20 protein-coding genes are annotated in these 21082 nt (G+C 27.9%); 4 read left to right on the forward strand and 16 right to left on the reverse strand.

The features are described 5' to 3' along the window. The first annotated feature begins 223 nt into the window (after positions 1–223). Entirely contained in the window at positions 224–1108 is an 885-nt protein-coding gene (locus RH95_RS01825; protein WP_010242660.1) for a YitT family protein, read from the forward strand. A gap of 45 nt (positions 1109–1153) precedes the next feature. On the opposite strand, the gene RH95_RS01830 is transcribed toward RH95_RS01825, so the two are convergent. From RH95_RS01830 to RH95_RS01845, 4 genes are read right to left on the reverse strand one after another with little or no spacing between them, the layout of a single operon-like run. Then, on the reverse strand, positions 1154–1843 hold the full coding sequence (locus RH95_RS01830; protein ID WP_036742991.1) for a CPBP family intramembrane glutamic endopeptidase: 690 nt from the start codon (positions 1841–1843) through the stop codon (positions 1154–1156). A 1-nt stretch (position 1844) separates the two neighbouring features. After that, complete coding sequence (locus RH95_RS01835; RefSeq protein ID WP_010242664.1) at positions 1845–2387, reverse strand: 5-formyltetrahydrofolate cyclo-ligase; 543 nt, start codon at positions 2385–2387, stop codon at positions 1845–1847. 1 nt (position 2388) lies between these two features. Then, positions 2389–4980 (reverse strand): PD-(D/E)XK nuclease family protein, encoded by a 2592-nt coding sequence (locus tag RH95_RS01840; protein ID WP_010242665.1) that lies wholly within the window; start codon positions 4978–4980, stop codon positions 2389–2391. Beyond that, entirely contained in the window at positions 4961–5950 is a 990-nt protein-coding gene (locus tag RH95_RS01845) for an RluA family pseudouridine synthase (RefSeq protein WP_010242666.1), read from the reverse strand. The genes RH95_RS01840 and RH95_RS01845 overlap by 20 nt, the downstream gene beginning before the upstream one ends. 74 nt (positions 5951–6024) lie before the next feature. Between RH95_RS01845 and RH95_RS01850 the strand changes: the two genes are divergently transcribed. Next, complete coding sequence (locus tag RH95_RS01850; protein WP_010242667.1) at positions 6025–6750, forward strand: endolytic transglycosylase MltG; 726 nt, start codon at positions 6025–6027, stop codon at positions 6748–6750. Between the two features lie 23 nt (positions 6751–6773). Here the strand turns inward: RH95_RS01850 and hydF are convergent, their stop codons facing one another. Genes hydF through hydE form a run of 3 tightly spaced genes read right to left on the reverse strand, consistent with a single transcriptional unit; the run spans position 6774 to position 10425 of the window. Beyond that, the gene (hydF, locus tag RH95_RS01855) at positions 6774–7949 is read right to left on the reverse strand and encodes a [FeFe] hydrogenase H-cluster maturation GTPase HydF (protein ID WP_010242668.1); all 1176 of its coding nucleotides are present in this window, start codon (positions 7947–7949) and stop codon (positions 6774–6776) included. Continuing rightward, positions 7949–9370 carry a [FeFe] hydrogenase H-cluster radical SAM maturase HydG gene (gene hydG, locus RH95_RS01860; protein ID WP_010242669.1) on the reverse strand — a complete coding sequence of 474 codons (1422 nt, stop codon included), beginning with the start codon at positions 9368–9370 and terminating at the stop codon, positions 7949–7951. The genes hydF and hydG overlap by 1 nt, the downstream gene beginning before the upstream one ends. 14 nt (positions 9371–9384) lie before the next feature. After that, positions 9385–10425, reverse strand: a complete 1041-nt coding sequence (gene hydE / locus RH95_RS01865) for a [FeFe] hydrogenase H-cluster radical SAM maturase HydE (RefSeq protein WP_010242670.1) — start codon at positions 10423–10425, stop codon at positions 9385–9387. Between the two features lie 255 nt (positions 10426–10680). Here hydE and RH95_RS01870 point away from each other — a divergent pair, with 255 nt between their 5' ends. Then, on the forward strand, positions 10681–11997 hold the full coding sequence (locus RH95_RS01870) for an MATE family efflux transporter (protein WP_164486732.1): 1317 nt from the start codon (positions 10681–10683) through the stop codon (positions 11995–11997). A 79-nt stretch (positions 11998–12076) separates the two neighbouring features. On the opposite strand, the gene trxB is transcribed toward RH95_RS01870, so the two are convergent. Continuing rightward, a complete protein-coding gene (gene trxB / locus RH95_RS01875) occupies positions 12077–13030 on the reverse strand; it encodes a thioredoxin-disulfide reductase (protein ID WP_010242672.1) in 954 nt (317 codons plus the stop codon). A 68-nt stretch (positions 13031–13098) separates the two neighbouring features. Here trxB and RH95_RS01880 point away from each other — a divergent pair, with 68 nt between their 5' ends. Further along, positions 13099–13986, forward strand: coding sequence for a DUF2207 family protein (locus tag RH95_RS01880; protein ID WP_010242674.1), 888 nt, complete (start codon positions 13099–13101; stop codon positions 13984–13986). A gap of 69 nt (positions 13987–14055) precedes the next feature. Here the strand turns inward: RH95_RS01880 and RH95_RS01885 are convergent, their stop codons facing one another. The 8 genes from RH95_RS01885 to RH95_RS01920 form a co-directional block, all read right to left on the reverse strand. Then, the gene (locus tag RH95_RS01885; protein ID WP_010242676.1) at positions 14056–14577 is read right to left on the reverse strand and encodes a HutD family protein; all 522 of its coding nucleotides are present in this window, start codon (positions 14575–14577) and stop codon (positions 14056–14058) included. Continuing rightward, positions 14578–15594, reverse strand: coding sequence for a type 2 isopentenyl-diphosphate Delta-isomerase (gene fni, locus RH95_RS01890; protein ID WP_010242678.1), 1017 nt, complete (start codon positions 15592–15594; stop codon positions 14578–14580). It lies immediately after the preceding gene. Between the two features lie 47 nt (positions 15595–15641). Further along, complete coding sequence (locus RH95_RS01895) at positions 15642–16610, reverse strand: gluconeogenesis factor YvcK family protein (RefSeq protein WP_010242680.1); 969 nt, start codon at positions 16608–16610, stop codon at positions 15642–15644. Then, the gene (gene rapZ, locus RH95_RS01900) at positions 16595–17461 is read right to left on the reverse strand and encodes an RNase adapter RapZ (RefSeq protein WP_010242682.1); all 867 of its coding nucleotides are present in this window, start codon (positions 17459–17461) and stop codon (positions 16595–16597) included. Before rapZ ends, RH95_RS01895 begins: the two co-directional genes overlap by 16 nt. 18 nt (positions 17462–17479) lie before the next feature. After that, a complete protein-coding gene (gene murB / locus RH95_RS01905) occupies positions 17480–18382 on the reverse strand; it encodes a UDP-N-acetylmuramate dehydrogenase (RefSeq protein WP_010242683.1) in 903 nt (300 codons plus the stop codon). A gap of 460 nt (positions 18383–18842) precedes the next feature. Beyond that, positions 18843–19520, reverse strand: coding sequence for a hypothetical protein (locus RH95_RS01910; RefSeq protein ID WP_010242685.1), 678 nt, complete (start codon positions 19518–19520; stop codon positions 18843–18845). 80 nt (positions 19521–19600) lie between these two features. Next, positions 19601–20080, reverse strand: a complete 480-nt coding sequence (locus RH95_RS01915) for a hypothetical protein (protein WP_010242688.1) — start codon at positions 20078–20080, stop codon at positions 19601–19603. A 479-nt stretch (positions 20081–20559) separates the two neighbouring features. Beyond that, the gene (locus tag RH95_RS01920; RefSeq protein ID WP_010242690.1) at positions 20560–21042 is read right to left on the reverse strand and encodes a ferritin; all 483 of its coding nucleotides are present in this window, start codon (positions 21040–21042) and stop codon (positions 20560–20562) included. Between the last annotated feature and the right edge of the window lie 40 nt (positions 21043–21082).

Below are 21082 nucleotides of genomic sequence, written 5' to 3' on the forward strand. Positions count from 1 at the left end.
AGTAAGCCAAATTTAAAAAAATCTTTATTTTATGTTGGATTTTTATTTTTTATATTAATAAATATCCTATTAAATATAGCCTTTTTACTTATGATATCATTTTCATCATTTAAATTTAAATTAATAAAAAAATCTCCCTTAGGTTAAAATTTTTTATTTAAAATAATTAATTCTCCTTAATTTTATTTCAATTATAGTGTATTATACTTGTTGAGGTGATTTTATGAGTTCTAGTAATTTAAGTTTAAAAAGTTGGATTTTCTCAAAAACTTTTGCCAGAAAACTTTTTTCTGTAATACTTTGTAATATTATTGCTGCATTTTCCATTACTTACATAATTAAACCAAATTTACTTATATCTGGAGGTCTAACTGGTCTTAGTATTCTTATTTCAAATGTAACTGGCCTTAGTCTTCCAATGTTAGTTTTTGTTTTAAATATACCAACTTCTGTTTTAAGTTTTTTCTTTTTAGATAGAGATTTTACTTTTTTTTCTACTCTAGCAATTTTACTTTTATCAATGTTTATCTCTTTTTATGAAAAAATTATGCCAAATTTTTTTCTCACTAAAGAACCAATACTTGCTTGTATTTTCGGAGGACTTTTAAATGGAATTGGAGCGGGCATTGCTTTTAGAAGCGGAACTTCTACTGGAGGTCTTGACATAATTGCTGCAATTTTAAAAAAGAAATTTAATATAACTATCGGAAATGTTCTTATGGGAATTAATTTTATAATTGTAAGTTGCCTAGGCTATCTTTATACAATTGATAAAGTTCTTTTTACTTTAATTTTAATGTTTATAAATTATAGTGTAATAGATAGAATACAATTAGGTGTTGGAAAACAAAAACAAGTTTTAGTTATTTCTGAAAAAAATGAGGAAATTTCTAGAAAAATTCATGAAGAAATACATAGAGGTTCTACATACATAAAAGGAGTCACTTCTTATAAAAAGAAAAACATTTACATTCTCTATGTAGTTTGTTCCTCTAGGCAACTTGTAAAAGTTAGACAAATCATAAAAGAAGAAGACCCTGAAGCTTTTGTTTCTGTATCAGAAACCTCAGAAATTTTGGGCAATGGATTTAAAGCGCTTTCTATATAATATAAAAAAACCACGACAATTTATCAAAACTCGTGGTTTTTATCTTTAGTTAATTATATTTCCAGCAGTTATATAAAGTCCTATTAAACTCCAATCGTATATTATGTGAATTAAATAGGTCACTGTCAGATTCTTTGAAAACACATAAGACATTGACAGGCCTGCTCGTATTATTGAAATTATCAAAACCGCTTGCAAAATGTTAAAATTATAAGTTGTAATGTGCATTGCTCCAAAAATTACTGAAGATAAAATTATTGCACATATATTTTTAAATGTTTCATTTTCTGTTTTCATTTTATTTATTACAAAAAGAAAGGGAATTATAAAAATTATTTCTTCTGCAATAAACTGTATAATTGTGGAAACAAAAAAGTCTTTAAAGTTATCTGGATTTAAGCTTTCAAAAATAGGATTTGTATTTCCTTCTATTCCAAATTGTTGCATCACTATGCTCGATATTACAATAGCTACTGCACAAAACAAAAGACCCAAAATTATATAAAATATGTCCTTTTTTTTCATAGGCAAAAATATTTTCTTTATAAAATCTCTATCTACAATTAAAAGAGATAATAAACATAGTGCACTCACTGCTACTGCACCTAATATTTCGCTTTTTATATTAAATACATAGAAAATTATTCCTACTCCATAAAAAGATGCAATTGAAACTAATAGTGCTAAAATCCATTTATATGTTTTGGCTTCAATTTTAGGATAAACTCTATTCATTTTATTTGTCAAATTTTTCAAACCCTTCATCTGTCAAAAGATAATCTAATTTTTTGTCATAATCTTCGTGAATTACTTTATCGACTTTCTGATCAGAATATCCTATTCCCATTTTTATTGTATCTACTTTTTCAAAAAACCTGTCGTAAAATCCTCCGCCATATCCAAGGCGATATCCCTCTTTATCAAAAGCAAGACCTGGTGTTATTGTAAGATCAACATCTATTTCTTCTTTTCCTTCCTTTGGTTCAAGTATTCCCATTTTATTTGGCTCTAGATCTTCAATCCCTTCTACTTCTACTGCGATCATTTCTTTTCCCTTAACAAGTGGCACCAAAAGTTTTTTGCCATCTTCTTTTATCATTTCAATTATTTTTAATGTGTCAACTTCTGTTCTATAAGAAATAAAAACAAAAACTGATTTTGCATTCTTATAAATTTCTAAGTTCTTTAAATTTTCTCTAATTTTTTCATCTTTTTCTTTCTTATTTTTTATTTTTGATCTTATTTTTGTATATTTCTTTCTAAGTTCTTTTTTATCCATTTTAATTCTCCTTATTTTCGCAAATTTCTTTATAATTGCAATTTTTACATTTGCTATCTGAATTATAATTGCCACTTTTTATATTAGATACCATGGAAATAATTTCATCTTCTACTCTCTTTAGCAGGTCTTGCAATTCTTCTTCAGTAAAATAATACTTTTTATTATCATCTTTTGGAAGTATATCTGAATTCTTTATTACTGTAACAATTTCTGCTCTTTTCACAGATCCATAATTTGCACTCGCTATTTTCTTACCCTTTTTTACCCTCGATATAGCATAAATTGGCATCTGAAAAGATTTTAAATCTTCAATTTCTTTTTTATTTTTTACAGATGACCTCTTATAATCAATTAAAATTTCTTCATCGGATCTAGCATCAATTCTGTCAATTCTTCCCTTTATCTTTATTCCCGAAACTTCCGTTACAAAACTTTCTTCAAAATATTTTGGCACAAATCCGTACTTTCTCTGTTCTATTAAGTCTTTTTCTATATATCTTTTTAAAATATTAAAAGTATTTATTACAGAAATTTTTTGAAGAAAATTAAGACTTTCAAAATCTCCCAAATTTTCTTCTTCTAAAATAATTTCCTTCAATGTTTTTTCTCTAAAATCTTTTTCTCTTTTAAAATATTTTTCTAAAATATGATGATATTTATCTCCCATGTTTAGATAAAATTTTTCATCATACTTTCTGCTAAATTCCTCAATTTTATAAATTCTCTCAAAAAGAAATTTTCTGGGACAATCTTTTAAAATATCAAAATCTGTCGCAGAATAAACTCTACTACAAATTTTATCATTTATTCTACTAATATATTCTGCACCTAAGTTATAATCATGCTTTGAATTTTCTAACTTCTCTTTTAATTTTAAAGTTTTATATGTTAACTCTCTTTTTTCTATATCTAAATTTAAATCAAAAATTAAAGTATTTAAAAGTTTTGAAAATCCCTTTTCTTCATCTTCATTCAATATAAAAATTTTATCAGCTAAAATTAAATCATATATCAAGTAAATATAATCTCTTTGGAAATTGTCCTTTATAAGTCCAATTTTTGTCATGTACCCTTCTGTTTCTAGTTTATAAATAAAATTACTTTTCATATTATTTTCAAAATTGTGGTCAAATCCTATTAGAAATAGATTACTAAAATATCCAAAATAATTTGACCTGTAATCAGAAATTTCTATTCCTTCTAGATTTTGAACTTCTTCAGTCTTGAAATTCTCAATATATTTTTTAATAATCAATACAAATTCTTCTAAAGTTATTTGGCGATAAAATTCCTCAAGTCTTTTTACTTTATCAAAACTTTCTCTAAGTTTTTTTATAAATCTCAATTCTCTGAAAAGTATAAAATTTAGACTTTCTTCAAGCTGTGAATTTATAACCTCTTCTGCATCTTTTAAATATTTAGAAAAAAATTCTGTATAATAATCAATGCTATTTTTCTTTTCTATTTTTTCAGACTTTAAAAAATCTACACCATATAAAAAATCGACTAAATTTTCATCCTCTATGCTTAAATTTTTTATGTTGTCAAAATTTATTTCATCTAAATTTTTAAAATTAAAGGATATTAGAACAGATTCCAGTTTGTTTTCATTCACAGGTAATTTAAAATAATTGAGTTTCACTCTTTTTATTGTATTAGTTTTGTCTTTTAATACAAAATAATCCATTAAATTTATAAATTCCCTACACAAAAGAGAATTTTCCTTTTTCTTAAAATTAAATTCAAGCTTTTCAAAACTCTCGCGATTTTTTATGCCCTCAGCAAGTTTTTTGGATCCTGTTAAAATTTTTACATCAGAAACTTTTTCCTCAAGAAGAGTTAATTTTAACTGAGAAAAAAATAAATTATAAAAATCATCTTTTGTGGATATGACCTCTATTTTTTTATCCTTTAAATACTCTCGATAATTTAAAAAATTATCCTCACAGACTTCAAATCCAACATTTTTTAGACTATCTATTGTATCTTTTATTAAATCACTTTTGATGAAATTAAAAGGAAAATCTACATAAATATTTCTGTTAGAATTTGAGAGTTCCTCTATTAAATCCATTTCACTCTTTCTAAATTCCAAAAATCCAGAAATTATAATGCTGTCAAATTTACTTTTTTCTAAAAATTCTTTGTCCACATAATCATATAGTTCGTAAGACTTCTTTTCAAAAAAGTTTTTATATTGCAAAAAAACTTTTGAAAGTTTTTCAAATAAATCTCCTTCGATTTTTAGGATATCTTCACTTCCTAAATTTTTTTCAACTATATCGTCAAAAAAATCTAGGACAATATCAATAGTTTCAGGAAAAATTTCTTTGTCTTGAAATTTTTCCTTTAAAATCTTTGAAAGCACTATGTATTTTAAAATCGTATCTGGTTTTTTTCTCTTAGCTTTTCCTTTAATTCCATCGAATGTTTCAAATTCTGTCTTAGTTATATCAACGGAATTTTTTAACATATCTCTTATATAAAAATTTATTGCAGCTTGAGATGGCAAGATAACAAGTGTATTCTCTCCCTTCAATTTTTTTAAATCTAGCCTCTTTTTTGGATTTCTAAAAATTATCTTTCTCATTTAATTTTTCACCTAGATCTATTTCAAAAATATTTTCTGCAATATCCATCATTTTTTTGTTAGGCAGATATATAAATTCCCTTCCCTTTAAATTCGGAAATTTTTCTGTTTCAAATACAATTTTATAATTGTGAAGGTACTGACTATCTAAACCTAATTCCCTAAATTTTTTATTAATCCTTTCATCTCCGTATTTTCTGTCACCAATTATAAATAGATCTTTTTCTTTTAGAGATACTCTAATTTGATGAGTCCTTCCCGTTATCAAATTTACAGATAGAAGAGAATAGCCCTTTATATTTTTTAATAAGTGGAATTCTGTCAAAGATTTCTTCCCTTCATTTTTTGTAGTCTTTTTCACAACATTATTTTTGTCTTTTTTTAAATTAATATCCACAGAAAAATCATCTTTTACATTTCCAGACACAATAGTTAGATAATATTTTTTTATCTCTCTATTTTTTATTGCCTCATTTAAATTTTGTAAAGTTTTTAAATTTTTTGCGCCAATTAAAATTCCCGAGGTATTTCTGTCAAGGCGATTTACAAAAGCAGGTCTAAAGGATTTTTCAAGTCTTGGGGAATATTCTTTTTTATAAATCAAATAATCCACCATCCTGTCAAGAGCGTTATCCTTATATATATTACTATCATTGTGAGTGAGCATATTTACAGGTTTTTTTACTAAAATAATATCTTCATCTTCATACAAAATATCTGGAAATTTTGAATGCTTTGATTTTTTAATTTTCTTTTTAAATTTATTTATTGTATCTTCTGAAAGAAATAGTTTTATAATATCTCCTTCATTTATAATATCCTCTGGTTTCGCTTTTTTTCCATTTAAGACAATATTTTTTTTCCTCAAATTTTTATAAATAAAAGATAACGGTGCTTTTTCAAAATAAATTTTCAAAAATCTGTCAAGTCTTCTTCCCTCGTCATTTTTATTAACAATTATTTCTCTCATTGATCTCTCCAAACTTTCCATTTTTTAACTTTACTGATATAATTATATCAAAACGAGATGAAAAGAGGTTTATTTTGAAAAATTTTAACAGAGGCAAACTTTTTTTAATTAAATTTTTGCAAGTTCTATTTTCTATTTTATTTTTATTTGCCTTAATCTTTGTCGTAAAATGGAGAATTGACTCTCTTTATTTAAATTCAATATCACATAAAGATTTAAAAATTGGAGTAACTGACGAATTTAAAAAAATAAGAGATGAAATTTTCGTGACTACTGGTCTTAAAGAAAAAGAATCAGTAAAGCCCATTGTCATATTAGATGAAGATAAAGAAAATAAAAAAGACAAAGAAGAAAATTTAAATGTAAATAAAATAACAATTCCTGAAGGTACAAATGTAGAAACTTTGGGAGAAATTTTGCTTTCAAATAATTTAATAAAAGATGTAAATGCCTATAAATACTTAGTTGATGACATGCAAATAGAAAATTCAATTGTACCAGGAACTTACAACTTTGAAAAAGGTTTGACAGTTAGAGAAATATTGGCAAAAATTTCTAACACCGAACTTAAAAAGTACAATATAAATATTTCTGAAGGTGCAACTCCAAATGATGTGGCAAATTCACTAAAAACCCTTGGAGTAATAAAATCTCCTGAAGATTTCGTAGCAGCTTGCAACAATTTAGGAGTTACAAACTTTGCCCCAAGAGAACATGAAATTATAATGCCGTCAAAGGTTAATAATATAATTAGAACACTTTCAGCAAATGAAGAAAACATCGAAAATAATACGAATTAAAAAAACTGTGATTCACACCACAGCTAAAAATCAATTTTATCAAGTATCCCTTTAAAATATGCAATTGCAATTCCATAATTTGTAATAGGGATGCTTTTTTCTTTTGCAATTTTTATTCTATTTTTTATATTTTTTGAATTTAACATACATCCGCCACACTGTATTATTAAATCGTAATCAGAGATATTATCTGGAAAGACAGCCCCGCTACTTACATCAACTTTTATATTTTCGCCAAACTTTTTTCTAATCATATTTGGGATTTTCATTCTTCCAATGTCCTCTTCTGCTGGTGCATGGGTGCAACATTCTGCAATTAAAATTTTAGAATCTTCCTTTAAATTTTTAATTGCACTAGCACTACTTACATACTCTCCTATATCTCCCTTTAACTTCGCAAATAAAATTGAAAAAGATGTCAGTTTTACATCTTTTGGCTTCTTTTCATAAACTTCTAGAAATACTGATGAGTCTGCAACTATTAAATCTGGATTTTTATTTAAAAGCAAAAGTACATCGGAAAGTTCTTCTAGTTTAACCATAGTTACAATTGAATTTTTATCTAAAAGTTCTCTTATGGATTGCACTTGAGGCAAAATCAATCTGTTTTTTGGAGCTGCGATATCCTGTGGAATTACTAATAATACTAAATCTTTTTCTTTTACCATGCCATCAAAAAGTTTTTCTTCTCTTTCTGGTTTAAACTTCAAAAGTTCTTCTAAGAATAAATCTAGACCAAGTTTTTTAAGTGCCGAAACTTCTACAATGGAATAATTTTTAAAATCATCTTTTATTTTTTTTATTTCACTATCGTTCAAGATATCAATTTTATTTATAACTACAATAATTGGAGTATCTTTAAAACTTTTTATTAAATTTTTTTCATCTTTAGTTTTTGTATCAGAAATAACTATTACCGCTATGTCTGTTTTCAAAATCACATCTTCAGTTCTCTTTAGCCTCTTTTCTGCCAATTCTGTATTATCAATTATCCCTGGAGTATCCATCAATAGACAAGGTCCTAGGCTTTTTATTTCCATTGATTTATATACAGGATCAGTCGTCGTTCCTTCTTTACTCGACACAATAGATATATCCCTATCTGCAAAGGCATTTATTAAAGAACTTTTCCCTGAATTTACTCTCCCAAAAAAGCCTATGTGAATTCTATTTCCAGAATTTGTCTTGTTTAGCTCCATCAAAATCTAAAATCTCTCTTTCCAACGGATTCCATTTCATTTATATATTCTGTTGCCTTCCCCTTTACAACTTTATCTGGAATTTTTTTAAGTTCTTCTTCTATTAATTTGTCGCTTAATTCTTTTGTCCTATCATTTCCATAATCTAACATATATTCTTTTAAAGTCATAAGAGCATTTGGTTGACAACAATTTAAAATTTGTCCAGATTTACAAAGTTGCATAAATCTATCTCCAGTTCGTCCTGCTCTATAACAAGCTGTGCAAAAACTTGGAATATATCCCAGTTCTATTAGCCAATCTATTACTTCTTCTAAAGTTCTATTATCTGCAACATCAAATTGGGCCGAATTATCTTCTTTCTTTTCTTCCTCTACGTAACCACCAACAGAAGTTTTTGATCCTCCTGATATTTGACTGACGCCAAGTTCAAGCGCACGTTCTCTTACTCTTTTTGATTCTCTAGTTGAAATAATCATGCCAGTGTAAGGTACAGAAACTCTTATAAGTGCAATTAATCTTTCAAAAATATCGTCTGCAAGTTCATTTTTAAATTCACTTGGATCAATATCATCAGCTGGTTGAATCCTTGGAACAGAAATTGTATGAGGTCCCACTCCAAAAGTCGCCTCCAAATGTTCTGCGTGCATTAAAAGTCCAACAAGTTCATATTTATAAGTTTCAAGACCAAATAAAACGCCAATTCCCACATCATCAATTCCTGCTTCCATTGCTCTATCCATTGCCTCTGTGTGATAAGCATAATTGTGTTTAGGCCCTGTTGGGTGAAGTTCTTCGTAGGATTTTTTGTTGTAAGTTTCCTGGAAAAGTATATAAGTTCCAATTTCAGCCGCTTTTAATTTTTTATAATTTTCCACAGTTGTAGCTGCAATATTTATATTAACCCTTCTTATCTGTCCATTTTTATGTTTTATTGAATAAATAGTTTTTATGGACTCTAAGATGTATTCCATAGTATTATTTACAGGATCTTCCCCAAGTTCAATTGCAAGCCTTTTGTGACCCATGTCTTGAAGTGCAATTACTTCATTTTTTATTTCTTCTTGAGTTAATTTTTTTCTTCTAATATTCTTATTTTTTGCATGATATGGACAATAAACACAACCATTTACACAGTAGTTTGAAAGATAAAGTGGTGCAAATAAAACAATTCTATTGCCATAATGATCTTCTTTTATTTTTCTAGCAAGTTTATAAATTTCTCTTTGAACTTCTTTATCTTCAGTAAATAAAAGTACAGCTGCTTCTCTGTGACTTAGTCCCTTTTCTATTTTTGCTTTTTCTAAAATTTTATCCAAAACTTCTTTATTATTTTTATTTTTTTCCGCAAAATCAAGTGTATCCAAAATTTCTTCGTGATTTATAAATTCTTCTGCAACTCTTGAATCTTTTTTATACATCTTATCCTTCTTTCTCACCTGTAATCTCCCCTATATGGAGAAATTTCATAGCCAATCTTTTTAAGTTTTTCTTCTAAGCCTTTAAAATCGTCAGAATTTTCAACTTCTGTCCCAATTTTATTGTCATACAATTTATAATTTTTCCTAAGTTTCTTTGCACCTACATTTGGCATAAGTACATTTGCCCCTGCGAGAATTCCATTTTCACGTCCAAATTCATCAATACTTCCAAGAGCAGTAGTTGCTGGAAGAAGTATTTTTTCATCTGATATTCTAACAATTGATAAAATTTTTAGAACATCAGATAAATTTCCTCTTTTATAATTTCTAAAAGGTGTATCCTTGTGCGGAATAAATGGTCCCAATCCAACCATTTGAGGTTTTAATTCTAAAATAAAATTCAAATCATCATACAAATTATCATAAGTTTGAAAAGGTGATCCTATCATCATTCCACATCCTGTTTGAAATCCAATTTCTTTTAATTTAAAAATAGAATCAATCCTATTTTTAAAACTCATTGAATTTGGATGAAGTTTCTCGTAATGACTTTTTGAATAAGTTTCGTGTCGAAGTAAGTACCTGTCAGCTCCAATATTTTTAAGTTCTTCAAAATCAGAAAAATCTCTTTCGCCAAGTGACAAAGTAATTGCAGTATCTTCAAATTTATTTTTTATACCTTCAATGATCTTCTTCAAATAATCTAAGGTATAAAAATCATCTTCTCCACCTTGAAGGACAATAGTTTTTATGCCCAAATCCACAGAATGCTCTGCCAAATTTAAAATATCATCTTTAGATAGCCTAACTCTACTAACTTTTTCATTTGCATTTCTAAGACCACAATAAAAGCAATTATTTTTGCAATATGTACTTATCTCTATAAGACCTCTTATATAAATTTTATTTTCAAAATTTTTAATAGTCAAATCTCTTGCAAATTTGTAAAGTTTTTCAGCGTCTTCCTCTTCCAATTTCATGAGATATAAAAAATCATCATAAGAAATATTTTTAGTTTTATAAAATTTTTCACAAATATTTAGTGTTCTGTCCATAAAGTTCCTATCATTTATTAAAAAGAGTAAAAATCTCACAATTTATTATAATACTTATAGATATATAATCAAATATTATAATAATGTCTTCCTAATTTTTGTGTTTTCTTATTTTTTAAAGTACAATATTATTGATTGTATTATAAAAATATTTACTAATTAAATAGTAACACGAATTAATAATTTTTTAAAATAATTATATGGAATGATTCAAAGGTGAAAAGTAAATCAATATCAAATATTGAAAAAAATTTAATGACAGAGGGTAGCATTTGGAAAACAATTTTATTATTTTCAATCCCTCTAATTTTTGGAAATCTATTGCAACAAACTTATAATACTGTTGACTCAATGATTGTAGGAAATTATGTGGGCGGCAATGCACTTGCAGCTGTTGGATCAAGCACGGCTTTAATTAATTTATTAATATCTTTTAGCCAAGGTATCGCAGTAGGATGTGGAATAATAGTAGCTCAATCTATGGGAAGCGATAAACAAAAAGATATTAGGACTTCAGTTCACACTTCAATAGCAATTTCAATTGTACTTGGTCTTCTAATATCTATTTTGGGATATTTTCTTGCGCCATGGCTTTTAAAGAGTATGAACACACCAAAAGAAGTCATGAAAGAATCCATTAGTTACCTTAGAACATTTTCTCTTGGACTTGTGTTTAATATTATTTATAATATGGAAGCAGGGATTCTTAATGCAGTAGGTAACTCAAAAAGATCTCTTTTATATCTTTTTATAGCTTCTTTTGTAAATATAATACTAGATCTTTTATTTATTAAAAAGCTTAACTATGGAGTTAAGGGTGCAGCTGTGGCAACAAATATAAGCCAAGCAATTTCTTCTATACTTGCTCTTTTATTTTTGATGAGAGTTCCACAAATTTATAAAGTTCGCCTTTCAAAAATAAAAATACACAAGAAAATGGCCCTTAAAATAATAAAAATAGGAATTCCCACAGCAATACAAAACACAGTCATATCACTTTCCAATGTAATCATGCAATCTAGTGTAAATGTATTTGGAGCTTTTCCCATGGCAGGATTTGGCGCATTTATAAAAATAGACGGTTTTAATATTTTGCCTGTAATGAGTTTAAGCATGGCAATAACGACATTTTCAGGACAAAATTATGGTGCATCAAAATTTGAAAGAGTGAAAAAAGGAATGTGGATTACTTTAATTATGAGCATTATTTATACGATAATAACTGGAACATTACTTTACAAATTTGCCCCAAATGTAATATCACTTTTTACAAAAGAAACAAAAGTAATAAAATCTGGAGTCCTCGCCGCTAAATTTTTCTGTCCATTCTATTTTCTTTTGGCAATTATGCACTCACTTGCCGGCACAGTTAGAGGAACAGGAAGAACAGTTCCACCAATGATAATACTCTTAGTGTCACTTTGTGCTTTTAGAATTCTCGCAGTTAAATTTATAATTCCAAACTATAACACAATTGAAAATGTATATATGTTATATCCAATATCATGGGCTATAGGAACAATTTTAATGATTATATACACTGTCAAGGTGGATTGGATGAAACCCCTTTAAATTAAAAAGTAAAACTTAACTTTTATATAAAAAACATTGCTTTAGGTGATTTTAAACACTAGCAATGTTTTTTTACAATTTATTTACTTTCTTTAAAACCTTCGTAGAGATTTCCCTCTTCTTCATCAATATATTTCTGTGCATTCATAGCTGCAACTGCGCCATCTCCTGCTGCATTTATAACTTGTCGAACACTCTTTTTTCTAATGTCCCCTGCTGCAAAAACTCCCTTTACGTTTGTCTTCATCTCTTCATCAGTCTTTACATAGCCATCTTCTGTTAGTTCAACTTTTCCGTTAAACAAATCTGTCTTAGGAATATAACCAATAAACACAAAAATTCCAAATGGATCATCTGATTTAATTGATCTCATTTCACCTGTCTTTGTATCTTTTAAAATCATTTCATTTACAATTTTATCGCCCTTTATTTCTTCAACAGTTGTATTCCAAATAAAATCAATTTTTTCGTTGTTAAAAGCTTTTTCTTGCAAAACTTTTGATGCTCTAAGTTCATCTCTTCTGTGAATTATAAAAACTTTTTTTGCAAAATTCGTAATAAAAATTGCTTCTTGAACAGCAGAATCTCCGCCTCCGACTACATAAACTGTTTCATCTTCATAAAAAGCTGCATCACAAGTTGAGCAATAACTTACACCACGTCCCTTGTATTCCTTTTCTCCTGGTGCTCCAATCTCTCTTGGAGATGCCCCAGTTGCAATAATAACAGCCTTAGCTTCATAATTATCAACTTGACCCTTTATTTTCTTAATATCTCCACCAAGCTCAAGGTCAGTAACTTCATCCATTACAATTTCTGCACCAAATTTCTTAGCTTGATCTGCCATTTTCTTCCCAAGTTCTACTCCGTCTATTGTGTCGATTCCTGGATAATTTTCAACTTGAGTAGTTTCTGCAATTTGTCCACCCTCGATTCCCTTTTCTATTATTAAAGTTTTCTTTTTGCTTCTAGCTGCATAAAGACCTGCAGTGAGTCCTGCTGGCCCTCCTCCAATTATTATAATATCGTACATTAAATCCCTCCAATATATTTATTATACCCAAAATTACTTTTTTGTATATAATAGTATATGGTGATTAAATGAATTTAAAAATGAATTTTAGCAGTACATATTTTTTATTTGTAAATATTATTTTAATAATTTTATCTATAATTATGATTACTATTTTAAAAAATAAAAAAGTAAAAAATATTAAAGACAACTCTATAAATTTAAAATATTATGAAAAGGGCTACTTATATAAAGGTGCTAATTTTATATACAATACAATTATTGCTATGATTTTAAAAATTTATGGCGAAGGAAATCTCGAAATAGAAAAAAATAATTATGTTACAAAAAGTGGAGAAAATAAAAAAGAATATATTTTAAAAAATGTAAAAAAACCTAATCTTTGTGATGCAGAGAAAAAAATTATGGGCATCTTATTTTCCTTTGGAAATGGTGAAATTTCAACAAGAACTCTTGACAAAATAAGAAGAACTGAACCAGATAGTTACAACAAAAAATTTAATGATTTTATCTATTTTATGGAAAACAAAATGGTGGAGAAAAAACTTTTTTCCAAGGAAAAGAAAACTTTTAAAATGTTTTTAGCTTTTGTAATTTTTTCACTTTTGTTTTTCACTGGAACTGTCACAGTTTATAACGAAAATTTTTGGGGTGCCATTAGTATAATTTTCTCAATAATTTGCTACGCCTTTTTTGTAACAAGCTTTTCAAAAATGACAGAACTTGGCAATCAAAAATTTAGAGAACTTGAAAAAATTGAAAAAGATCTTTTAAATTACAAAGTCAATGTAGAAGATGCAACTATCCTCGCAATATCTTTTGGGCTTACAACTGAAAATATTAAAAAAATTTATGAGAACTCTAAGGAAAGTGGATATGAAATATTTTTTGAAGATGACTTTTACAAAACCTTTAAAACTTCATTTGTCGGCGATAGTCTTCTCACAAGAAATTAGCTAAAACAAAAATAGAGCTGCGATTTTTATTTCACAACTCTATTTTGTCTAAATAGTTAATCTATTAAATTAAAATTCACAAATTATAATTTTGCCCTTTCCCTTTATTTCAATCTTTTCATCTTCAAGATAAATTGCAGAAAACTTTTCAAACTTATTTCCATCAACTTCTAAATCTGATTCGTAATTGAAGATTACAGATTTATTTTCTGATTTAAAAACAAAATTATTGATATTAAGTGAGTACATCTTGGCATCAAGACCTTTTTTGTAAATTAAGTTAAAATCTCTCACATCTCCTGAAGATTTTGTTTCGTCATCTCCATTGAAAAACAAAACTTCAAAGGGATTTAGTTTAAACTTTTCTTCGCCAGTTTCAATATTCATCACATTGTTAATTGGTGTGATATATCTATTAAATCCTGTGTAAGGTGTATAATTTGAAACTTTTTCATTGCAAGTTGCAGTAGAAATTCTAAAATCAAAATTTTTTTCTCCTACACTTGCATCCTCTGGATATATAAAAACTTCCGTAGTAACTCCTGCTGACCACTTTGAATCTTTAAATTCATTTTTCTTTATAAATTTCATTTAGCCATCCAACAATTCTTTTAATTTTCCAGTAACTTTATAATCTACTTTTTGAAGTTCAGAAATATTTTTAGCACCATTTAAAACCATTAGCATTTTTGTTTTTTCTATCAGTCCGTCAATATATCTTAGCGTGTAATCATATCCACCACGAACTATATACGCAAGGATCTCACCACTAATCGCAGTCATGGAAGCACCAATTGCAAGGCTCTTTACTATGTCCATTGAATTTTTTACTCCACCTGCTGAAATAATATATAAATCATCTAAATTTAAACTTTTTGCTTCAATTATAGAAAGTGATGTTGGAATTCCCCACGAAAAAAGATCAGAGAAATCTGTATTTGGATCTCTTAAATTTTCTATTTCAAAAAAGTTAGAACCTCCATATCCAGATACATCTACATTTCTCACTCCTATATCATAAAGAGTCTTTACAGTTTTCTTAGACATTCCAAAACCAACTTCTTTTACTATAACTGGGACTTCAGATTTTTTTACAATTTCTTCAATATTTTTTAAAATTCCACAAAAATTTCTTTCACCCTCAATTTGTACAAGTTCTTGCGCAGGATTTAAGTGAATTTGAATTGCATCTGCATTCAAAAGATCAACTGCTTTCTTGGCATCTTCTGCATTTGAAAAACCACTTAAATTTGAAATTACTATTCCTTCTTTTATAATTTCTCTTACAATCTCAAAGGATTTCCTTGAATCTTCATCTTCAAGGGCAATAGATTGAGATCCAACTGCCATAGGTAAATCAAATTCAAGAGCAACGCTTGCAAGACCTTTATTTATTTCTTCGGAAAGACTGCTGCCACCTGTCATTGCGTTTATCATAAGTGGGAATTTTATTTTTTTATTTAAAAAATCAACGCTTGTATCAATTTCATTATAATCTATTTCTGGAATAGAATCATTGTACAAAAAGATGTCAGAAAAAAGTGCGTCGCCAACATAAGTTGAACGAAGAAAATTTTCTATATGTTCTGTCTTTCTATACTTTCTCATTTAATCCGCTCCTTTAACAAATAAATAATATCATTTTTAAAATTTTTTTACAACAAAGGAGTTTCAAAAATATGCGCTCCTATTTTCCTGCCATCGTGCCTTATCAGACCATCTTTGATTTCGACAAAATTCCCCTCAGTTAATCTTATATTCTTTTCTTTAAAATATTTTCTATCTTCTTCTTCTACAAAAATAGGACTTGACTCTTCTTCATTATAATAATTTTTATATTTCTCTTTATCATTTTCAAAGTCATTTGCGATTACCTCATCAATAAATTCAAATTGTGAGTGCCTAAAAATTGCATCCACATGATCTTTTAGAGAATAATTTTTTGTTTCTCCTCTTTGAGTAGTTGCATTTGCAATATAGATAACCTTTGCCCTAGTCTTATAAAGAGCTTCATTTATCCCTTTAATCAAAAAATTTGGAATTATAGAAGTATAGAGAGATCCTGGACCAATTATAACTATATCCGCATCCAAAATTGCCTCTAGAGCCTCTTTATTTGCATTAGGATAGTGAGGAATCATACTCATTTTTTCAATTTTTGTATTCAATCTGTAACACATTTTTGGAATGTAAGATTCACCAACTACTTTATCCTTTGAGAGAAATTCTGCAACTAAATTAGTTTCGTCTAAAGTTACAGGAATAATCTTTCCAGTTACATTAAAAACATTACTCATCTCTATTACAGCTTTATCAAAGGATCCAGCTATGTCAGTGAGTGCCGCAATTAAAATATTACCCACATTCTGATTGTCAAGACTCCCAGAACTAAACCTATAATTTAACAAATCCTTTAAAGTCTTATCTGTATTAGAAAGAGCTATTAAACATCTTCTCACATCTCCTGGAGGAAGTATTTTTAACTCTTCCCTGAGAATTCCACTTCCCCCTCCATCATCTGACATAGATACAATTGCAGAAATATCTTTTGTGTAATATTTAAGTCCCCGTAAAATCGTAGATATCCCTGTACCTCCACCCAATACCGCTATCTTTTTTTCCATAAATTTTTCTCCATATCTCTGTGAGTAACATAGGTGGATTTATACTCTTCTCTTAAAATTTTTCCAATCTCTTCTGCTATTACAACAGATCTATGAAAGCCTCCTGTACAACCAATTCCAATTGTAAGAACTCTCTTCTGTTCTGCCATATAATTTGGAATTAAGAATTTAAGAAGATCTATTATTTTTTCTAGAAATTCCTCTGTAAGGTCCCACTTCATTACATAATTTTTAACTTCTTCAGTTTTTCCATTTAAATGCTTTAACTCCTTTATATAGAAAGGATTTGGCAAAAATCTAACGTCAAAAACTAAATCTGCATCTCTCAAAATTCCATTTTTATATCCAAAACTTGTAACTTCAATAGCAAATTTGTCCTTTTCTTCATAAGATACAAATGCCATAAGTTGAGTCCTCAAATTTCTAGTAGAAAGACCTGTGGTGTCAATAACAAAATCTGCCTCTTTTTTTATTTTTTCAAGAGTTTTTTCTTCAAATTTATATCCTTCAACTATGGAGCTATTCATTGGATGAGGTCTTCTAAGTTCCTTGTATCTTGCAATTATAGCTTCCATATCTGCATATAAAAATAAAAGTTTTGTTTTTACATTCATTCCCTTTAAATCTTCATACGCAGAATAAAAGGAATTAAAAAATTCTCTGCTTCTTAAATCAACGACAACTGCAACTTTGTCAAAATTTTTACTTTTGGCATCAAGTGCCATTTCGCAAAACTTTGGAAGAAGTGCTGGTGCAAGATTATCCATTGCATAATACCCTAAATCTTCAAAAACATCTAAAGCAAAGGACTTTCCAGACCCACTCATTCCTGTAATTATAATAAGTTCCATTTAATCACCAAATATTTATTATTCTCCGATAATCTTTACTTCTCTTTCTAGCTTAACATTAAATTTATCTTGGACAACTTTTTGCACAATCTCAATTGTTTCTAAAACATCACTTGCAGTGGCATTATTTTTATTTACAACAAATCCACAGTGTTTCTCGCTAATACCAGCTCCATTGTGAGTAAAACCCCTAAGTCCAGAATCATCAATTAATTTCCCTGCAAAATATCCAGTAGGTCTTTTAAAAGTTGAACCAGCAGAAGGCAAATCTAAAGGTTGTTTTTCTTCTCGCCTTCTGTCAAATTCTTCATACTTTTCTCTGATTTCAGTTTTATCTCCATAGCTAAGAGAAAAAGTTGCACCAAGTACAATTAAATTTTTCTCTTGCACAAGAGAATTCCTGTAAGAAAAATTCATGCCATCACAGGAAACCTCAATTATATTTAAGTCTTCATCAAGGAGTCTAACACTTTTAATTACATTTTTTATCTCTCCATCGTATGCACCTGCGTTCATAGTAACTCCACCACCAAGAGAACCTGGAATACCATGACAAAACTCAAGACCTGTAAGAGAATTTTCCATTGCAAATTCACTAACTTTTTTAAGACTCACACCAGCACCTGCATAAATATCTGTATCAGAAACTAATTTTAAATCATTTAAATTGTTCTTTAATTTAATAATAATTCCATCGAAACCATTATCTCTAACAATTACATTAGTACAATTGCCCAATACATAATAATTGTAATTATTTTTTTTAATTTCTTTTAAAATTTTTATAAGAGAATCCTCATCTTTTGGTTTAATTAAAAGTTTACAAGGACCACCAACATTAAAAGATGTGTGATTTTTCATAGGTTCATCATAATAAAATTCGCCCAAATTTTTATATATATCAAAGTCATTAAAATTCATATAACACCTCAGTTTATTATCACCTTTATTATATCATTAAAAAGATTAAAGAAAAATAACACAAAAAAGGTACTGTTGCAAAATAGAATAAAACAAAAAAACGGCTCGCATATGCGAAAACCATTTTTTTGATAAAATTAAGGTATGAACAATCCATTAACTTATCAAAATAATAATTAGGCAAATGTATAATCTTGTCTATAAAATTTTTTATCTTCGCATAAATCCCAAATGATTTCTTCTTTATATTATAAAACAATATTTTTTGTCCACTTTTATATTTAACACTAGCTATAGTAAAATTATTCAATACGATGCAGTATTTTTCATAAATATATTTTATTAAAAAGACGAGGAAAATAAAAACCCTCGCCTTGTAATTTAAATTAAATTTTTATTAGCTTTTAAAAAATATTATCTGTAAACACAATACTTAAGATAATAATAGTTATAAATTTTATTATCTTACACCTGCAAATATTATTCTTCCACCACTAACAACATTAAAATCTCCTCTACCAAGTGTTATGCTTCCTAGATCATAAGGATGCAAAAAGATATTATACGCATTAGATGTTCCGTTAACACGATCCTTCACAGGATAATAAGCCCCTTCAATATTATAAGTATTTAGGCTATCTATAACTCCTTGTTGATGTACGTCAGAATAAGACCCTCTTAAATTGCTTTGATATCCCCCATAAGCTGCTCCTCCCATGTCACCAACATCAAAACCTACCATATACCTAAAGCTGTCTCTTATTTCACGAAATGAGTTTCCTAAAGGCAATATATTTGATTTAGAATATAAATTTGTGGTTAAATCATCCTTACTTAAATCACGTTTGGGATAATATACACTTATTATTAAATCTCCATCTATAAAATTATCTGCATTCATTTTTACTTTATATTTGCCGTCATCTTCCATAATTTCTTCGCACTTTTGTTTCAGAATTTGATCGATTTCATCAAGCGATTTATCACCAAATATTTTTTCTTTATCTTTCAAAGAATAACCAACTGTAACGATTTTGTTTACTTTCTTATCTTTTAAATCTTTATCCTCTTTTGCTAAAATAATAGATGGTATTAAAATTAAAGTTAGTAACAACATTATACTAATATGCTTTTTCATAAAATCCCTCCTAGTTGTAACCATATTATACACTACAATTAAAACTTAACCATTGGAATCACCACCTATAATATATTAGTCTAATGTTTAACACCGTTAACTTGAAAACCTTTTAAATACTCTTGTAATTTTTTAAATTCTTCTTCATTATTTTTATAATCTTCTATACTCTTGTTATAGTTAGTATTAAGTATCATATCTACCATTTCATAATCTATATATAAGAGTAGTTTTTCATCGTTATATATGTAGTCTATGTCTTGTGCATCTGTCAATATAATTAAGTTTATTGCATTTACTACAAAATTCTTTGCATTTTTTAAATCATAATCTTCGTAGTCCTTTGACATAGTAATTGCTATATTTTTGCCTTGCACTTCAAAATCTTTTACCTTATCGCCATCCCAATCCATTTGAGAGATTATATTCTCCACACCCTCTCTATCTGATAGGTTGGTTTTTAATTGATATAGGTTTCTATTTGCACATGCAGTAGTAAAAGTTATGAGTAATAGCAAAATACATACTATTTTCTTAACTCCTCTTGAAAGTATAAACATCTTAACTCACCTCGATTTTATTATAATGATAATACCCTTGATAACGTTTCTATAAAAAGTTTAATTTCTAATGCTTAAATAATAAAAAAATATATATCCCGTCAAAATCAAATTGTAGATGTTAATTTGACAAATAATATAAACTTTATAATAAAAAAAATAATACTATTTTAGCAGTTATTAAAAACTGTATAAAAATTTATAATACCTATATATTATATGTTATATCATCTAACTACAAAAATAAAAGATTTGGTAGTGTCAAGTTTTTTGTGTAAACTCTTTTAAATCTCTTGTAAAAGTAAGCAGTAAATATATTTTAATTTAATAATAAACTAACTGATTAAGTCAAGAGGAGTTTACACGGGTGTGTGTCAGAATAATTGAATTCTGACACACACCCGTTTTTTGTAATTCAAGCCATATAAAAAATACCTCTCTCGATGTATCTTTTGTAAAACTTTAAGTTATATTATATATTATCTTTTTGCAAGTTCTGCATCAAAGATATAAAGTCCAGACCAGCTTTCGTCAATTCTTTCAAGTCTTTCAATTATATTTCTAAATGTGTCTTCTTCTTCAACTTGTTCATCAACATACCATTGTAGTAATGATGTTGCTCTTTGGTCATCATCTTCTACTGCAAGATTAACTAAATTATGAATTCTCTTAGAAACTTCTTTTTCGTGTTCTAATGCAAATTTAAATGTTTCTGTAAAATTTCCAAATTCTTCTTGTGGTTTTGGAAGTTCTCTAAGAACTGGTTTTTCATCTATTTGGAATAAGAAGTTTCTCAATTTTTCTGCATGTCCAAATTCTTCATAAGCTTGTTTGTAAAAGAAATTTGCAAATCCGTCCATTCCTTTGTCTTTTACATAATGTCCCATAGATATATAAATATATCCTGATTCAATTTCAAAGTTATATTGTTCATTAAGTCCTTTTAATAACTTACTTTCCATAAATATATTCCTCCTAAGATTATTTATAATTATATTAGCA

The organism is Peptoniphilus rhinitidis 1-13, from assembly GCF_000246925.1.
GTDB lineage: Bacteria > Bacillota > Clostridia > Tissierellales > Peptoniphilaceae > Peptoniphilus_A > Peptoniphilus_A lacydonensis.

What these genes read in the sequence shown, in the direction of transcription:
- rapZ (WP_010242682.1), bottom strand. Translation starts at nt 17,461, where the DNA reads ATGGAACTTATTATAATTACAGGAATGAGTGGGTCTGGAAAGTCCTTT.
- hydF (WP_010242668.1), bottom strand. Translation starts at nt 7,949, where the DNA reads ATGGAGCTAAACAAGACAAATTCTGGAAATAGAATTCACATAGGCTTT.
- RH95_RS01870 (WP_164486732.1), top strand. Translation starts at nt 10,681, where the DNA reads ATGACAGAGGGTAGCATTTGGAAAACAATTTTATTATTTTCAATCCCT.
- RH95_RS01830 (WP_036742991.1), bottom strand. Translation starts at nt 1,843, where the DNA reads ATGAATAGAGTTTATCCTAAAATTGAAGCCAAAACATATAAATGGATT.
- RH95_RS01895 (WP_010242680.1), bottom strand. Translation starts at nt 16,610, where the DNA reads ATGGAAAAAAAGATAGCGGTATTGGGTGGAGGTACAGGGATATCTACG.
- fni (WP_010242678.1), bottom strand. Translation starts at nt 15,594, where the DNA reads ATGAGAAAGTATAGAAAGACAGAACATATAGAAAATTTTCTTCGTTCA.
- murB (WP_010242683.1), bottom strand. Translation starts at nt 18,382, where the DNA reads ATGAATTTTAATGACTTTGATATATATAAAAATTTGGGCGAATTTTAT.
- hydE (WP_010242670.1), bottom strand. Translation starts at nt 10,425, where the DNA reads ATGGACAGAACACTAAATATTTGTGAAAAATTTTATAAAACTAAAAAT.
- RH95_RS01825 (WP_010242660.1), top strand. Translation starts at nt 224, where the DNA reads ATGAGTTCTAGTAATTTAAGTTTAAAAAGTTGGATTTTCTCAAAAACT.
- RH95_RS01885 (WP_010242676.1), bottom strand. Translation starts at nt 14,577, where the DNA reads ATGAAATTTATAAAGAAAAATGAATTTAAAGATTCAAAGTGGTCAGCA.
- RH95_RS01920 (WP_010242690.1), bottom strand. Translation starts at nt 21,042, where the DNA reads ATGGAAAGTAAGTTATTAAAAGGACTTAATGAACAATATAACTTTGAA.
- hydG (WP_010242669.1), bottom strand. Translation starts at nt 9,370, where the DNA reads ATGTATAAAAAAGATTCAAGAGTTGCAGAAGAATTTATAAATCACGAA.
- RH95_RS01835 (WP_010242664.1), bottom strand. Translation starts at nt 2,387, where the DNA reads ATGGATAAAAAAGAACTTAGAAAGAAATATACAAAAATAAGATCAAAA.
- trxB (WP_010242672.1), bottom strand. Translation starts at nt 13,030, where the DNA reads ATGTACGATATTATAATAATTGGAGGAGGGCCAGCAGGACTCACTGCA.
- RH95_RS01845 (WP_010242666.1), bottom strand. Translation starts at nt 5,950, where the DNA reads ATGAGAGAAATAATTGTTAATAAAAATGACGAGGGAAGAAGACTTGAC.
- RH95_RS01840 (WP_010242665.1), bottom strand. Translation starts at nt 4,980, where the DNA reads ATGAGAAAGATAATTTTTAGAAATCCAAAAAAGAGGCTAGATTTAAAA.
- RH95_RS01910 (WP_010242685.1), bottom strand. Translation starts at nt 19,520, where the DNA reads ATGAAAAAGCATATTAGTATAATGTTGTTACTAACTTTAATTTTAATA.
- RH95_RS01880 (WP_010242674.1), top strand. Translation starts at nt 13,099, where the DNA reads ATGAATTTAAAAATGAATTTTAGCAGTACATATTTTTTATTTGTAAAT.
- RH95_RS01915 (WP_010242688.1), bottom strand. Translation starts at nt 20,080, where the DNA reads ATGTTTATACTTTCAAGAGGAGTTAAGAAAATAGTATGTATTTTGCTA.